Raw genomic sequence first — 14,595 nt, forward strand, 5'->3', positions numbered from 1 at the left:
TCTTTAAGTTCAATAATACTATTAAATTTGTCGACTTTTTTTCTTGGTGTATTAAATGAAATCAACTTTATAAATTCGAAGATCTCTTCGTCACTTATCAATTCTTTATTACAATAATTTTTGTATTCACTAGGATTTTGATGTAGATGCTCTATTAATGCTCGTTTATACTGAGGTCTTATGAGATGAGGGTTCACATTGCTATAAAAATTTTTAAACTCCTCGAATGCTTTTTTCCCTTCTTTTTTTTCTATATATTCGCGAACCAAACAGTCTTTCACATAATTAATGTATTCAACTGGATTCTCAAAATGCTTCCTATTCCAATTTTTAAAAAATTCAGTTTCAGAAGGAGCAAACGGCACATTCGTTTTTATTTGAAATTCACCGTTAGTTTTTGTTTTCTTGTATGTATGATAAAAGTTATAGATAGTATGAGTAATCGCTTCATGATTACGAGTAAACGTGTCGTCACTATAAAATTTTGCTTCGATAAATTTTTCGTCACCGTAATTGACTCTGATATCCGCATCACACTCAACGCCTACATATGCATCTTCATATTCATATACGTTTACTAATTCATAACAAGCGATAAGAAGTTGAAAGTAAAATCCAGCTATTGAATGCTTTACATCCGTTGATTTCATTTCTAGACCGCCTTTAAAAAATGTCAGGTTTAAGGCTAATTCCTCACACTTGTAAACTCTTTTCGTATTCCATGGAATGAAGTTTTCAGATTTTTCTTTGTAAATATCGTACCACACTTTGGATAAGTTTGTAATTAAATTGCTCTTGGAACGCTAGTTCTAGAAACCCACAAAGTTATCAATTGTAACCCCTATACGAGTGGAAATTCACTTTCAATTTATATAAAAAGAGAACGCTGCTGAAACGACGTTCTCTTCTTCATTCTCAATATATAATTTATTTGCTCAGGATCAAGATTCCTGGAACGAATTCAACATGTCTACACACCCGACGTCCAAATCCAGGTCCAAAACGACGGAAACCTCAATTTTGTCTTTGAGCACCTTATTTTTGAAGTCGCTGCCGTCTGCCGTGAAAGTCATAAAACGCGCAAAGTGTTGAAAATAAAGGATTTCTACGTATTGATTCGTTGCATTCCTATTACGCACTCCACATGCACGGTATGCGGAAACATATCCACCGGCTGTACCTCCATTGTGCGATAGCCCCCATCCTCCAACACGCGCAAATCCCTCGCCAATGTCGAAGGATTGCACGACACATACACCACGCGCTCCGGCCGCATCTCGAGGATCGTCTCCAGCAGCGCGGCGTCGCAGCCCTTGCGCGGCGGGTCGACGACGATAACGTCGGGCGCGATGCCCTGCTGGCGCCATGCCGGGATGACGACCTCGGCCGCGCCGGTCTCGAACTGAACGTTGCGGATGCCGTTCAGCGCCGCATTGGCGCGGGCATCGTCGATCGCTTCGCCGACGATCTCGACGCCGTACACGTTCCTCGCCCGCTGCGCGAGGAACAAAGAGATCGTGCCGATGCCGCAATAGGCATCGATCACGACTTCTTCGCCCGTCAGCGCGGCGAAGTCCAGAGCCTTCCGGTACAAGACCTCCGTCTGTACCGGGTTCACTTGATAGAACGATCGCGCGGAGATCGCGAATCGCACGTCGCCGATCGTGTCGTAGATCACGTCGCGGCCCCACAGCACGAGCGTCCGGTCGCCGAAGATGACGTTCGTCTGCTGCGTGTTCACGTTCTGGCAGATGCTCGTCACGCCCGGAACAGCTTCGCGAATGAGCCCCACCAGCTCGTCGCGGTGCGGGATCGACTCGCCGTTGGTAATCAGCACGACCATGATCTCGCCGGTGTTGAAACCGTAGCGGGCCACGACGTGCCGCAGCATCCCGCGGCCCGTTTCCTCATTATAGGCGCGGATGCCGAGCTCGCCCGCCACTCTTTTCACCGCGCGCACCACGTCATCGTTCTGCTCGTGCTGGATAAGACAGGCCTCCATGTCGATAATCCGGTGGCTGCCCTGCGCGTAGAAGCCCGCGATCAGGCCGCCCTCCATGTCCGGCCCGCCATGGCCGATCGGCACCTGCGCCTTGTTGCGGTAGCGCCAAGGGTCGTCCATGCCGATGGTCGGATGTACGAGAATGCCTTCGCCCGCAGCGTCCCCCGGCCCGGCCACAGCCAGCTTCCCGATCCGCTCCAGGTTATCGGCTACGAGCTGCCGCTTCCAGCGAAGCTGAGCTTCGTAGCTCATGTGCTGCAGCTGGCAGCCGCCGCACTGCTTGTAAATCGGGCACGGCGCGTCAACACGGTCCGCGCTCGGCTCCAGAATGTCCAGCAGCTTGGCGTAGCCATACTGCTTCTTCAGCTTAACTACCTTGACCCGCACCTTCTCGCCCGGCAGCGCGCCTTGAACAAAAAGGGTAAAGCCGTTCACACGGCCTACCCCTTCTCCGTCATGCCCTAAGCCGACAATCTCGGCAATATAGTCCTCATTCTTCGTTACCGGCAGATCGCGCAGCACGGCTGCGGCTGGGGTTGGGGACGATTGCCGGTTCGAAAACGGTTGTTCCCGCCGGTCCGTTCTGCTGCCTGCCTGCGCACCCTTACCGCCGCGGCGGTTATTCTTGCTCTTCATCATGTTCGTTCTCTTCTCCGGCTTTAGTTTTCCAAGGTAATTTCAGGTGCAGCGGGTTCGTATTCTTATACGTCGTCTGGCCCGTCTCATCCACGAAGATGCGCAGGTGCTGCGACAGGTTCGTGAACATACAAGGCAGCGTCCCGCCGAACTCCCCGTCCAGGTTCAGTTGGACATAGTCCGGAGAGGTGACTTGGATTTGATTCGTCTGCAAATAAATGATGTTCGGATCGCTCAGATGTTCGCCGCGCAGCGCCAAGGACACGACGCGGATAAATTCGGCCAGATTGCATTTCTTCAAGATCAGCACGTCGAACAAACCGTCGCTAAGCGACGCGTCCGGCGCAAGCCGCTCGAAGCCGCCGACGGAATTGCTGTTCGAGATAAGGAACAGCATGACTTCCTCGTGGAGCTCGACCTCGGGCGTACGGATGTACAGCTCGATCGGACGCAGCCGGGGCAGTTTCTCGAGGCCCTTCATATAATAGGCCATCTGGCCGATCATCGTTTTCAGCTTGCTGGGCACCTCATAAGTCAGCTCGGTCATCGACCCGCCGCCTGCAATGTTAATAAAGTAACGCTGGTTGACCTTGCCGACATCGATGATGCGCGTATGCTGCTGCAGGATCACGTCGACCGCGCCTTCCCAGTGGCGGGGAATGTTCAGCGCCCGGGCAAAATCGTTCGTCGTCCCCAGCGGCAAAATGCCAAGCGGCGGCCGGTTCTCCTTCTCGGCCATCCCGTTGATGACCTCGTTCAACGTGCCGTCCCCGCCGGCGGCGATGATAATATCAAAACCGCGTGCGACGGCATCGGCCGCCGCCAGCGTCGCATCGCCTTCGCCGATCGTGGCGTGCGTGCTCGTCTCCAGACCGCCGCGCTCCAAGCGCTGCAGCACGTCCGGCAGCCGCCTCTTCATCTCCTCCCGACCGGAGGAGGGGTTATAGATTAACCTAGCGCGTTTGACCCGTTCCGTCATCTCTCTCACCCGTTCGCTTCATAATTCATGCATCTCGTTCCCGTCCAGCACGCGGGCGATCTGCCGCTCCATCCAGCGCGAAATGCCCGGATGGGGCAGCAGCGCCTGACCGTTGTACCGGTACGTGTATCCTTCCAATCGCTCGGGAATGACTTGTCCCGTAAAATATCCTTCGCTCAGGAACAGCGGCGCGACCAGCACCTGACAATCGGGCCTGCGCCTGCGCCAATCGTTCATCTTCCACTTAATTTGATCGGGCAGCAGCATCGCCCCGTCCGCTTCCGCGAACCCGCCGAGCGCCTTCACCCGCGCAGCAAGCCGCTCCAGGCCGCGCCGCCAGGCGAGATGGAAGCCCTTCTCTGCGCTGCCGTGTCCGACGAGCAGCACGATCTCGCGTTCCGGGCGCTCCGACAACGGCCGTAGCTTGCCGTACACGATCTCCGCGATAATCGGATCGTCGTCAATCGGCGGCGTGCAGTGCACCCGGGCCCGAATCGCAAACGGTTCCATGTCCGTCGGGAGCTGCGGCTCCTTTTTCAAACCCAGGGCATACGTGATCTCGTCAATATGCGTGCTCCCCGAGGAGACGAACAGCGGGATCACGATCATATCCGTAACGCCAAGCGCCTCCAGCTCCGTAATGCCGTCCTGAATAAGCCGTCCCTCCACAATCTCCAAGTAGGACGAGTAGATCGGGACCCCCGCCGGCACGCGCACCGCACGGACTGCTTCATCGACGAGCCGTACCCATTCCTCGCTTCGGGAACCGTGGCTTATGACCAATATCCCGTATTTTACCACACCGTATGCCTCCTCTCCAAAACCGCATCCGACGCTCGCTGGAAGAACCCCTCGAACACGAAAAATCCCGCTCAGCCTCCAGGCCGAGAAGGATTCGCATGTTGCGTTAATCATGCCGGGTGAGAGCCTGGCAAGAGCGGGACAACGACTTGTCCGGGACCGTTAGCGGCCCAGGCGTTCCAGCGTCATTTTGTACCCGTCGTTGCCATAGTTCAAGCAGCGCTTCACCCGCGAGATCGTCGCCGTGCTGGCGCCGGTTTCCGCTTCGATCTGGTTGTACGTGTTGCCCTTCCGCAGCATCCGCGCCACTTCGAGCCGCTGAGACAGCGACTGAATCTCGTTCACGGTGCACAAATCGTCGAAGAACACATAGCATTCCTCTATATCCTTCAGCGTCAAAATCGCTTCAAACAGCTGGTCAATCGCTTTATCATTCAGCTTCTTTAATTGCATGGTCGTTCAACCCCTCGATGGACTATCTTACCTATCATACTTCGAATCGGCATCGTTTTACAATCTATACAAGCAGTATTCGACGCCAGAGCCCGAAATCCTTCCTTTATGTTTGTAAAACGTTACTCTTTTTATGCGGTAGCGGACTAAATCGCTTCACTAGGCCAAAATCTAAAACAACGTGACAAGCGCCCATACCATCCATTCGCCTATCACATACAGTATACAAGGAAACCGATGTTGGATGAAAGTCAGGCCGCAGCACTTCTGCGAGAATTTAAATAAAAGGAATGAAAAATGATGAATTCTACAAAACAAATAATCGGCAACCGAGGGATCCATCCGCAAGCCACTGCGTACCAGGCAGCTTCAAGAACGAATCGGCCTCCGTATGCGCAGACGCGGTCTTACAACCAAGGCGTCTACCCGGGGCCGAGCTCCTACACGGATTTCCCCGGTATGGCGGGTACCCAGCTGCCTGCAGAGTCTACGATGTTCGCGCAGCCTCCCGTGACAACGGGCACAGGCGGCGAAGGAGGCGGACTCACTACGCTGTTCGGCGGCGGGTCCGGCGGTAGTGCCGGCGGCGCAAGCAGCGGCGGCGGATTTAACTTGCAGCAGGTCAGCAAGATTCTCGACCGCCTGGGCGGCATCGAGGGGATCGTGGACACCTTCAGCAAAATGCAGAAGATGGTCCAAAGCTTCCAGCAATTCGCGCCCTTGATCAAGGTGCTCCTCGGCTCGTTCGGCAAGGGCAAAGCCAAAGACGACGAGAAGACGAAGCCCCGTCGTCGCAGACGCCGCAGGCGCAGAAGCTCCAGACGCAATCGGCGGATTCGGCGGTAAGCGGCGCGAACGAGAGCGGCGGCGGCGCTGTACGCTTCCCAGCAAGCGTGTGTCCCGCGATTAGCGTTGCAAACCGCGAAGACCGGTCCCCTGAGGCTTGAAGCCGCAGGGGACCAGTCTTTGGCGTTGTCGCAGCCGGCGGCCTGAGCGATCGGACAAGCCCCGAAAGGTAGGCGGTCCTATTTTCCGTTTTTAATTGACACGAGTGTCAACCAATGATATATTTTTAACTGACATGAATGTCAATTAAAAATAATTCGAATTCGGAGGTGCCGGAGCATGTCCCCGCGCTCGTCGGAACAAAACGAAAAAATAAGAGAAGAACGCATCCAGCAAATCATCGATGCGGCGATTGCCGTATATTTGGAAAAAGGCGTACGGGGCACGGAAATGGGTGATATCGCCAAGCGCGCCAATATGGCCCGCGGACTCGTGTACTATTATTTCAAAGACAAGATGGACTTATTTCGCTTCGTGTTCACCCGTCTCATCGAAGAGGCGAAAACGTACATCAGCAGCACGCTGCTGTCCGACGAAGAGGTGATCTCCAAGCTGAGAACGTACGCCCGCTTTTATCTGAGATCAAGTCAGCTGAAGCCGCACATGGTACAGTTCTACCGCAACATACCGGCCGATATCCCGTTCGTGTTCGGCGATAAGGGGGAAGCGGTCTTGAAGGAATATGTGGACAATGCGACCGGACCTCTCCATCGCGTGCTGGAGCAGGGCATCCGGGAAGGGAAGCTGAAGCCGCTCGATCCGAGGCTGATCTCTGCCGTATATTGGGGCGGTCTGATGGGCGGGATGAACGCTATGTCCAGTGGTCAAGTACCGGAGGAACAAGCGGAGCGCATGATGGACGACGTGATTGACATTCTGTTGGATGGCATCGTAAACAAGAAAGGATGACGTGCAATGGCTATGAACGATAAAAGATTGAGCTGGGTGATGGGCGCCCTGCTGCTAAGCCTGTTTCTCTCTTCGCTGGACCAGACGATCGTTTCGACGGCGCTGCCGACAATCGTTGAGAAGCTGGGCGGCTTTGAGCAAATTTCTTGGGTTTTCACGGTTTATATGCTGACCTCTACGGCGATCATGCCGATTGTCGGCAAGCTGTCGGATATGTATGGACGCAAGCGGTTTTATGCCGCCGGTCTGCTGACGTTTATTATAGGGTCGGCGCTGTGCGGGCTGGCGCAGGACATGACGCAGTTGATCGTATTTCGCGGGATTCAAGGGCTGGGAGCCGGCTGCATGATGCCGATCACGTTCACCCTGCTGTTTACGCTGATGCCGCCGGAGCGCGCCGGACGGTTTCAAGCGATGTTCATGGGCGTATTCGCGCTGTCCTCGATCGTCGGGCCGAGCGTCGGGGCGTTCATTACCACCTGGATGAGCTGGCGCTGGAACTTCTATATTAATCTGCCGCTCGGGCTGATCGCGCTCTTCATTCTAATGGGAGCGCTGGTTGAATCGAAGGACACTACCCGCAAGCCGAAGGTCGATTATGCCGGCGCCTGGTGGCTGGTGTTCACGACGGTCCTCACGCTGCTGGCGCTCAAAATGGGCGGCGTCGACTACCCCTGGGCCTCCTGGCCGATCCTCGGCCTGCTTGCCGCTGGGGCGTGCGGACTCGCGCTGTTCCTGTACACCGAGACAAAAGCGGAGGAGCCGATCGTCCCGTTCGAGCTGTTCCGCAACCGGACGATCGCCGGCTCAAGCCTCGCAACCTTCCTGCAAGGCATGATCATGTTCGGCTCCCTGCTGTACGTGCCGATCTTCATCCAAGGCGGTCTTGGCGGCGACGTCGGCGATGCCGGCAACGCGCTGACGCCGATGATGTTCTCCGTCATGATCGGCATGGCGATCAGCGGTTTTCTGATGCGGTTCTTAAGCTGGCGGATGAGCACGTTCCTGTCGATGCTGCTCGCCGGGAGCGGCGCGTACATCATCACCCTGCTGCCGCTGGACGTCAACCAATGGGCGCTGCGCGCCGACATGCTGCTGCTGGGGATCGGCATCGGCTTCCTGATGCCAATCTCGCAGATGGCGATCATGACGAATGCCCCTGCCCGTTATCAAGGCGTCGCTTCTTCGACGGTCACCTTCTTCCGCTCCGTGGGCGGGGTGTTCGGTTCGGCCATTATGGCTGCGATCGTGAACCGGCATATGACGTCGACGATCGAACGGGAAGGGGCGACGCTCGGCATTCCGCCGGAGAAACTGGAGGCGTTCACGAACCCGCAGGTGCTGCTGCACGCCGAAGGCCAAGTGCCGGAGGCGGTGATGACCATGCTGAAGCATGCGCTTGGCGATGCGGTTCATGTCGGCTTCTGGATGCTGGTCGGAGCCTCGCTGCTCGGCTTGATCGTCTCGCTGTTCATGGGCGGAGCCCGGTTCGATCTGGAGAAGCACAAGCAGATCCAGGCGGCTAAGCAGACACAAGAAGCGCCCTCGGCCGGTTAGAGGCTGTGCGGGTTGCGGCACCAAGACCGGTCAGCGTAATGGATAGGAGCAATCCGGTCAGCGGATGGTGAGGTGACGCCATAGGCGGGTGAGCGAGTTATTGCGAGGCCTTCCCGTGCGCGGATGAAAGCGGAGTAATCGCGAATACTGGTACATTTTGCACGAATCCCCGTCAACATGCTATGATTAGGTTAGTTTGAGACATCGAGTTAATTACTAACCTTTTTTAAGAGACCAAGAATAAAGGATGTGGAGTATTCATGCTGTTTACTTCTTACCCCCTTAGGAACCTTACGCTGAAAAACCGGATTGTCATGTCGCCGATGTGCATGTATGCATGCGCCGATGAGTCGGGCCGTGTGAACGACTGGCATCGAATCCACTACCCGTCGCGCGCCGTCGGGCAGGTCGGTCTGATCATCGTGGAAGCGACAGCCGTCACGGCGCAAGGGCGCATCTCCGCGAACGACCTTGGGATCTGGAGCGATGAGCATGTTGCCGGGCTGCGGGAGCTCACGGCGCTCGTTCACGGTCAAGGCACGCATATCGGCATCCAGATCGCTCATGCCGGACGCAAGGCTACGGTAGACGGTCCGATCGTGGCTCCGTCGGCGATTGCATTCGACGAGAAGAGCCGGACGCCGGAAGCTATGACGCTCGAGCAGATCGAAGAAACGATCGCTGCCTTTGGCGCCGCCGCCCGCCGGGCGAAGGAAGCCGGCTTCGACGTGGTGGAGATCCATGCTGCGCACGGGTATTTGATCAATGAGTTCTTGTCGCCGCTGACGAACAAGCGCGATGACGCTTATGGCGGCGATCGCGCCCGCAACTTCCGATTCTTGAGCGAGGTTGTCCGGGCGGTCCAAGCGGAGTGGGACGGTCCGTTGTTCGTGCGCATCTCCGCTAGCGACTACCATCCGGAAGGCATGACGCCTTCTGATTACGTCGAGTACGCACGCCTGTTGAAGGAACAAGGCGTCGATTTGATCGACGTCAGCTCCGGCGCTCTCGTGCCGGTTCCACCGAAGGTCTACCCCGGCTACCAGGTGCCGTTCTCGGAGCAGCTACGGCGCGAAGCGGGCATTGCGACCGGCGCGGTCGGCTTGATAACCGAGGCCGAGCAAGCGGAGGAAATTTTGCAGAGCGGCCGCGCGGACTTGATATTCCTCGGTCGCGCGCTGCTGCGCGACCCGTACTGGCCGCGTACGGCGGCGAAGCGCCTGGGCGTACAGCTGGAGCCGCCCAAGTCGTATACACGCGCCTGGTAAGAGCGGGCACCTGCGTGAAGACAGAGAGAGCCGTTCGGGATACATCCCGGACGGCTTTTTGTGATATCGCCGAATCATGGACGGAACTCAAGCACTTAGCATATTCGCTGCTTTCGCCGATCCCCTTGCCCGACAGCATACAAATAGGCCAACCAGAAGTTTCCGGCTGACCTAGAGATACGAAAAAGCCTGTGTATCCCGTCCTCTATTCCCGAGAGGGGCGGATACACAGGCCTTCGGCTATTAGCAGAGCTCGGTGTAGGTGCGCATATGCAGCGGTTGAGCGCCGTCTTCGCCCAAGCCCGCCCCACTTGACTCGGCAGACCGGCTGTTGCCGGAACACGACGGATCGTCGCACTGGCTGTAATAGAAAGTTACTTTACGCGTCTCCTGCGTGCCGATTAGCTGCCCGCAGTGCTTGCACAGAATCGTTCCGAGATGCCCTTGCCCGGCCTCACTGACCTTCGCTGCAGCGTCTACCTTCAAACCACCGCTTCTTTCCATGTTTCATCGCTCTCCCTCGGAATGGAATTCGATACGGTTTGCGCCAAATCCATGACGCGGTTAGCATAGCCCCACTCGTTGTCATACCAAGCCAGCACCTTCAACTGATCGCCCGCCGCTGCCACCGAAGGTCCGTCGATCACAGCCGACTTGTCGCAGCCGATATAGTCGGCCGACACAAGCGGCTCGTCAACGTAGCCCAGATAAGGCGCCATCACCCCTTGCGAAGCGGCAAGCAGCGCAGCCTGGGCCTCCGCCGTATCGACCTGACGCTTCAACTGCATGGTCAAGTCGACGAGCGACACGTCCGGCGTCGGTACCCGTATAGAGATACCGTTTACATATGGCGCCAAGTGCGGCAGTACGTCGATCAGCGCCTTCCCTGCGCCGGTGCTCGTCGGAATGATCGACTGTGTGCATGCTCGTGCTCTGCGGAGATCCTTATGCGGATTATCCATATGATTCTGATCGCCGGTAAATGCATGTACGGTCGTCATCCAAGCGCTCTTCACGCCGAAGCTCTGATCGATGACATGCAGAACCGGCGCGACGCAGTTGGTTGTGCAGGACGCTGCCGAAATCAAATGATGCTGCTGCGGAACATAGCGGTCGTCATTGACACCCATGACGACGGTGAGATCCATTCTTTTGCCCGGTGCGGTGATGATCACTTTGCGGGCTCCCGCCTGCAAATGCTTGGAAGCGCCCTCACGGTCATTAAACTTGCCGGTCGCATCGACAGCCAGCTCGACGCCAAGCTCCTTCCACGGAATGGCCACCGGGTCCCGCTCGTACACGATGCGGATCCTTGCTCCGTTAATTACCAGGTCCCCTCCGTCGACGCGGATGTCCGCCTTCCACGTGCCGTGGACCGTATCGTATTTCAACAAATGCGCGATCGTCTCCGCCGGGTACACCGAATTAACCGCTCGAACACCCAGCCCCCGCTTATCTGACTCAAAAGCATGCCGCACCAACAACCTGCCGATACGTCCCATCCCGCTTATCCCTATGGAACCTGCCTGATCTGCCATCGAGGTATACCTCCCGCGCTTGATATCGTGTGTATTATTTATAATTAATGTATAACATATATTTAAATAGTATGCAACATTTAAATCATTTCTTGTATTCTGATGCTTCATAAATGAGAAAAGTGCACAAAAAAACCTTCCCCTTTCAAAAGCTCCGATGCGGGGGAAGGTCGATTTCCCGAATGCATCCGAAGCTTAACAGGTGAAGGCAGCTCTTGTTAGGATATGACGTCTTACTCTCAGCACGTCGGAAGCGTAATGATAAACTTCGTCCCTTTTCCCTTCGTGCTGCTTACTTCAATTCCGCCGTTCATCGCCTTGGCGACGCTGAAGGCGACCATCGTGCCGAGTCCGGTTCCCTTGGTTTTCGTTGTATAATACGGCGTGCCCAGCCGTTCCACTTCCTCCGTCGACATCCCGGCTCCGCTATCGATGATGCAGATGCGCGCTTTCTTGCTGTCGCACACAGCTTTGACCTCAAGCGTTCCGCCACCCGGCATCGCCTCGATTCCATTCTTGAGCAGATTGATCAGGCATTGGCGGAACTTATGTTTATCGCCCAGCACGAATCCTTCTCCGACGCCGGACACTTTGATTTCAACCTTGCCGAGCAGCGCGTAGGGCTCCAGCACGCTGATCACGTAAGCAAGCTCGTCGGCGACCCGCAGCCGGGAGACCATTTCCGCTTCGGGCTTCGCATAGGCGAGATAGTCGGTTATGATGTGCTGTGCACGATCCATCTCTTCAAGCGTAAGCCGCAAATACCGGGCATCCTGCTCGTTGTCCTTATGGCGCTCCAGCAGCAGCTGCAAGAAACCGCGGGACACCGTCAACGGATTGCGCACCTCATGAGAAACACTCGCGGCAAGCTCGCCGATCACTTGAAGCCTCTGAATTTGCATCATCTCATTGCGCATAAGCATATTTTTGCGCATCGCCTCGATAAATCCGGCAATCATGCCCGAGCTCAAAGCCTGAATCGATAAACCAAGCAGTATGTACCCGGTCAGGGGATCGTGCACCTCTTCCGGAGTGTTCATGTAAAATCCGTAAAGCGACACCATGACGGACAACGTGGAGAGCAGAACGACGACGGAAATTTTCATTTTTGGAGAATAAGTACGGAACCGGATGATGCCGATTTGAATGAGCAGCGCCGTAACTGCATTGATGAGCAGCGTATACGGCGATGGATCGTGAATAAGCAAGATATCAAGCAGCAGCATGAATCCGGCAAGCCAAGCCGATATACGATGCCCTCCATACAGCGAGGCGATGATAAACGGTATCAGGTGCAAATCAAACTGATGACCGGCCGTCAGCCCGATCGGGAACAACATGCACAATCCGATTGAAAGCAATCCCATCAGCGTATAACTGAGGTTGGGCAATTTATGTCTGCGCCGCTCCCCCCAGAATACATCATACAAAAAAATCGGAAATAAGATAAAAAAAAGATTGCTCAGCAGGCTGGTCAGCATGAACGACATGCGCTCCTTCACGCAGAAATCTGGAAGTTGGATTCTACCCTTAGCAGTTCGACGTTCTGAAAATAGTTCCTGCTAATCGCGCATTTTTTTGGCATTATTACAAAAAAATCCGGCATCTTCTCTGCAACTGCAGATCAGAGCCGGATTTCGCCTGCTCAGGCTTCGTGCGTAACGCCGCACGCGGTTTAGACGCTAGCCTTTCGCTTTAATCGTCTCAAGCGGTTTATGGTTGCCGTATGTCGGATACTCGCGAGTCGTCGGAGCTGCCCAATAAGCGGCGTTGCGAATAACCCGGCGAATTTGCTCATTATAATAGGTCGGGTACGCTTCATGACCGGGACGGAAATAGAAGATCTTTCCTTGGCCCCGATGGAACGTGCAGCCGCTGCGGAACACTTCTCCGCCTTCGAACCAGCTGACCATGACAAGCTCGTCCGGAGCAGGGATATCGAAGTGCTCGCCGTACATTTCTTCTTCCGGGAGCTCGATGTATTCGCCGATTCCTTCGACGATCGGATGGTTAGGCGCTACGACCCAGATGCGTTCCTTCTCGTCCGCTTCGCGCCACTTCAGATCGCAGCCGGTTCCCATGAGCCTCTTGAACACCTTCGAGAAATGCCCCGAATGCAGCACGATCAAGCCCATGCCCTGCAGCACCCGTTGCTGCACGCGGTCAACAATTGCGTCCTGCACCTGGTCATGCGCTTTATGTCCCCACCAGATCAGCACGTCGGTGCTGTTCAGTCGCTCCTCGGACAGACCGTGCTCCGGATCGTCGAGCGTGGCGTAGGCGACTTCCACGTCGGCGCCGAGTCCTTCGCCAATGGCCGTATGTATGCCTTGCGGATATACCGAGCGAATACGTTCACTTTCTTTCTCATGCCGAAATTCGTTCCAAACGGTGACGCGTAATTTTTGACCCATCGTCCCATTCCCTCCACATCTTGTGTTCGTGTTACTCTCAGTATAGTGATTCAAACGGGGAAAAGATATGCTTAATCCTGCTTCATCTATATGCAATACTGCTCTCCTCTATCGATTCGTGATATACTGGTTAGGGAAGTGACTACGATGAAAGCTGGTCGTATATATGCAAAAGCGTTCTTCGGAAGCGAGGTCGGTTACGCTGTGAAACCTTTAATGCCGGTGCAGTCCGATGTCATGATCGAGGATGTCGTGTATCAAAATCCGCTGCTTTTTCTGAAAATATGGGAAATCCGCTCCGATAAGAGCGAAGATGGTACGAGCGGCTCTCCCGATCCGTGTCTGTGGCATTATCATAAAGAGGTCGAGTTTCTGGCGATCGTGGACGGCATGCTCGGCGTGCAGACGAAGCATGACTATGTTGCGCTTGGCCCCGGCGATGTGATGGTGCTGGGTTCCTCGCAATTGCACCGCACCCATAAGGCAGCCGTCGGGGAATTAAAATATGTCGTGTTTCAGGTGGATTTGACGCAGCATTTTGACCAGAGCACGCTGCCTTATTTAAGCTCGTTCTCCGAGCTGACAGAGCCTTTGAGTAAACTGAACTACATCTTCGCCGAAAATGCCGCTGCCCGGGCGCAGGCTCACGCGCTGGTTATGAACATCTATACGGAGGCGCTGCAGCGCACGCGCGGATACGAACTCGCCGTCAGCTCGGCCATCAAGCAGCTGCTGCTGCTGTTGATCCGCTCGGACGAGCGGGGCGTGCTGGGCGGCGTGCAGGACGCTGACCTGCTGCGCTTGCGCCCGGCGCTGGATTATGTCGACCGCCACCTGAGCGAGAAGATCTCCGTGGAGGACGTATGTGCCGTGCTGCACTTGAGCTACCACTACTTCATCAAGCTGTTCAAAAAGGTGATCGGCCTGTCGTTCATCGACTACGTGAACTACAAGCGCGTTAAAACCGCCGAGCGTCTGCTCCTGACGCAGGACCTCAGCGTCACCGAGGTCGGCGAGCGAGTCGGCATTCCGAACATGGCGCAGTTTTACAAGCTGTTCAAGCGCCACAACGCGTGCTCGCCGAAGACGTTCAAACAGCGCATGCAGAGCGGCGGCGGTCCGGCTTCCCGCGAAGCGGCAGCCGGGGCTGACTGAGCCCACACTGCGCCGCATGGGCGCGGTATGGGCTCAG

13 protein-coding genes and 1 pseudogene are annotated in these 14,595 nt (G+C 55.5%); 5 read left to right on the forward strand and 9 right to left on the reverse strand.

Translation table 11 applies throughout. From position 1 onward, the window contains the following. From PVA01S_RS16610 to PVA01S_RS16630, 5 genes and pseudogenes are all read right to left on the reverse strand, one after another. Window positions 1-650 (reverse strand): annotated as a pseudogene (locus PVA01S_RS16610) (hypothetical protein); the annotation flags it as partial. A gap of 455 nt (window positions 651-1,105) precedes the next feature. Then, the gene (rlmD, locus tag PVA01S_RS16615; protein WP_218029642.1) at window positions 1,106-2,641 is read right to left on the reverse strand and encodes a 23S rRNA (uracil(1939)-C(5))-methyltransferase RlmD; all 1,536 of its coding nucleotides are present in this window, start codon (window positions 2,639-2,641) and stop codon (window positions 1,106-1,108) included. Next, entirely contained in the window at window positions 2,622-3,617 is a 996-nt protein-coding gene (locus PVA01S_RS16620; protein WP_054795897.1) for a diacylglycerol kinase, read from the reverse strand. Before PVA01S_RS16620 ends, rlmD begins: the two co-directional genes overlap by 20 nt. Before the next feature lie 18 nt (window positions 3,618-3,635). Further along, entirely contained in the window at window positions 3,636-4,418 is a 783-nt protein-coding gene (locus PVA01S_RS16625; protein WP_054795896.1) for a sirohydrochlorin chelatase, read from the reverse strand. 162 nt (window positions 4,419-4,580) lie between these two features. Next, window positions 4,581-4,871 carry a YerC/YecD family TrpR-related protein gene (locus PVA01S_RS16630; protein WP_010494821.1) on the reverse strand — a complete coding sequence of 97 codons (291 nt, stop codon included), beginning with the start codon at window positions 4,869-4,871 and terminating at the stop codon, window positions 4,581-4,583. Between the two features lie 300 nt (window positions 4,872-5,171). Between PVA01S_RS16630 and PVA01S_RS16635 the strand changes: the two genes are divergently transcribed. The 4 genes from PVA01S_RS16635 (at window position 5,172) to namA (ending at window position 9,451) form a co-directional block, all read left to right on the forward strand. Then, window positions 5,172-5,717, forward strand: coding sequence for a hypothetical protein (locus PVA01S_RS16635; RefSeq protein ID WP_127608542.1), 546 nt, complete (start codon window positions 5,172-5,174; stop codon window positions 5,715-5,717). Between the two features lie 279 nt (window positions 5,718-5,996). Continuing rightward, window positions 5,997-6,626, forward strand: a complete 630-nt coding sequence (locus PVA01S_RS16640; protein WP_127608543.1) for a TetR/AcrR family transcriptional regulator — start codon at window positions 5,997-5,999, stop codon at window positions 6,624-6,626. 6 nt (window positions 6,627-6,632) lie between these two features. Further along, entirely contained in the window at window positions 6,633-8,183 is a 1,551-nt protein-coding gene (locus tag PVA01S_RS16645) for an MDR family MFS transporter (RefSeq protein WP_127608544.1), read from the forward strand. Window positions 8,184-8,443: 260 nt separating this feature from the next. Beyond that, window positions 8,444-9,451, forward strand: coding sequence for an NADPH dehydrogenase NamA (gene namA / locus PVA01S_RS16650; RefSeq protein ID WP_127608545.1), 1,008 nt, complete (start codon window positions 8,444-8,446; stop codon window positions 9,449-9,451). 243 nt (window positions 9,452-9,694) lie between these two features. Here namA and PVA01S_RS16655 read toward each other — a convergent pair whose 3' ends face one another. The 4 genes from PVA01S_RS16655 to PVA01S_RS16670 all read right to left on the reverse strand — a co-directional run bounded on the left by PVA01S_RS16655 (window position 9,695) and on the right by PVA01S_RS16670 (window position 13,403). Next, window positions 9,695-9,955, reverse strand: a complete 261-nt coding sequence (locus PVA01S_RS16655; RefSeq protein WP_054795891.1) for a GapA-binding peptide SR1P — start codon at window positions 9,953-9,955, stop codon at window positions 9,695-9,697. Then, entirely contained in the window at window positions 9,934-10,989 is a 1,056-nt protein-coding gene (gene gap / locus PVA01S_RS16660) for a type I glyceraldehyde-3-phosphate dehydrogenase (protein WP_127608546.1), read from the reverse strand. Before gap ends, PVA01S_RS16655 begins: the two co-directional genes overlap by 22 nt. 239 nt (window positions 10,990-11,228) lie before the next feature. Beyond that, window positions 11,229-12,479 (reverse strand): sensor histidine kinase, encoded by a 1,251-nt coding sequence (locus PVA01S_RS16665; RefSeq protein WP_127608547.1) that lies wholly within the window; start codon window positions 12,477-12,479, stop codon window positions 11,229-11,231. A gap of 192 nt (window positions 12,480-12,671) precedes the next feature. Then, complete coding sequence (locus PVA01S_RS16670; RefSeq protein ID WP_054795887.1) at window positions 12,672-13,403, reverse strand: ThuA domain-containing protein; 732 nt, start codon at window positions 13,401-13,403, stop codon at window positions 12,672-12,674. Window positions 13,404-13,619: 216 nt separating this feature from the next. Between PVA01S_RS16670 and PVA01S_RS16675 the strand changes: the two genes are divergently transcribed. Further along, a complete protein-coding gene (locus tag PVA01S_RS16675) occupies window positions 13,620-14,558 on the forward strand; it encodes a helix-turn-helix domain-containing protein (RefSeq protein WP_127608587.1) in 939 nt (312 codons plus the stop codon). Window positions 14,559-14,595 lie beyond the last annotated feature (37 nt).

Origin of the sequence: Paenibacillus validus NBRC 15382 (assembly GCF_004000985.1) — a bacterium.
GTDB classification, from domain to species: Bacteria; Bacillota; Bacilli; order Paenibacillales; family NBRC-103111; genus Paenibacillus_G; species Paenibacillus_G validus.

Bases quoted from the DNA above. Each gene is read 5' to 3' on its own strand.
- rlmD (WP_218029642.1), bottom strand. From the start codon at position 2,641: ATGATGAAGAGCAAGAATAACCGCCGCGGCGGTAAGGGTGCGCAGGCA.
- PVA01S_RS16670 (WP_054795887.1), bottom strand. From the start codon at position 13,403: ATGGGTCAAAAATTACGCGTCACCGTTTGGAACGAATTTCGGCATGAG.
- gap (WP_127608546.1), bottom strand. From the start codon at position 10,989: ATGGCAGATCAGGCAGGTTCCATAGGGATAAGCGGGATGGGACGTATC.
- PVA01S_RS16645 (WP_127608544.1), top strand. From the start codon at position 6,633: ATGGCTATGAACGATAAAAGATTGAGCTGGGTGATGGGCGCCCTGCTG.
- PVA01S_RS16620 (WP_054795897.1), bottom strand. From the start codon at position 3,617: ATGACGGAACGGGTCAAACGCGCTAGGTTAATCTATAACCCCTCCTCC.
- PVA01S_RS16630 (WP_010494821.1), bottom strand. From the start codon at position 4,871: ATGCAATTAAAGAAGCTGAATGATAAAGCGATTGACCAGCTGTTTGAA.
- PVA01S_RS16665 (WP_127608547.1), bottom strand. From the start codon at position 12,479: ATGTCGTTCATGCTGACCAGCCTGCTGAGCAATCTTTTTTTTATCTTA.
- PVA01S_RS16640 (WP_127608543.1), top strand. From the start codon at position 5,997: ATGTCCCCGCGCTCGTCGGAACAAAACGAAAAAATAAGAGAAGAACGC.
- PVA01S_RS16635 (WP_127608542.1), top strand. From the start codon at position 5,172: ATGAATTCTACAAAACAAATAATCGGCAACCGAGGGATCCATCCGCAA.
- namA (WP_127608545.1), top strand. From the start codon at position 8,444: ATGCTGTTTACTTCTTACCCCCTTAGGAACCTTACGCTGAAAAACCGG.
- PVA01S_RS16675 (WP_127608587.1), top strand. From the start codon at position 13,620: ATGCCGGTGCAGTCCGATGTCATGATCGAGGATGTCGTGTATCAAAAT.
- PVA01S_RS16655 (WP_054795891.1), bottom strand. From the start codon at position 9,955: ATGGAAAGAAGCGGTGGTTTGAAGGTAGACGCTGCAGCGAAGGTCAGT.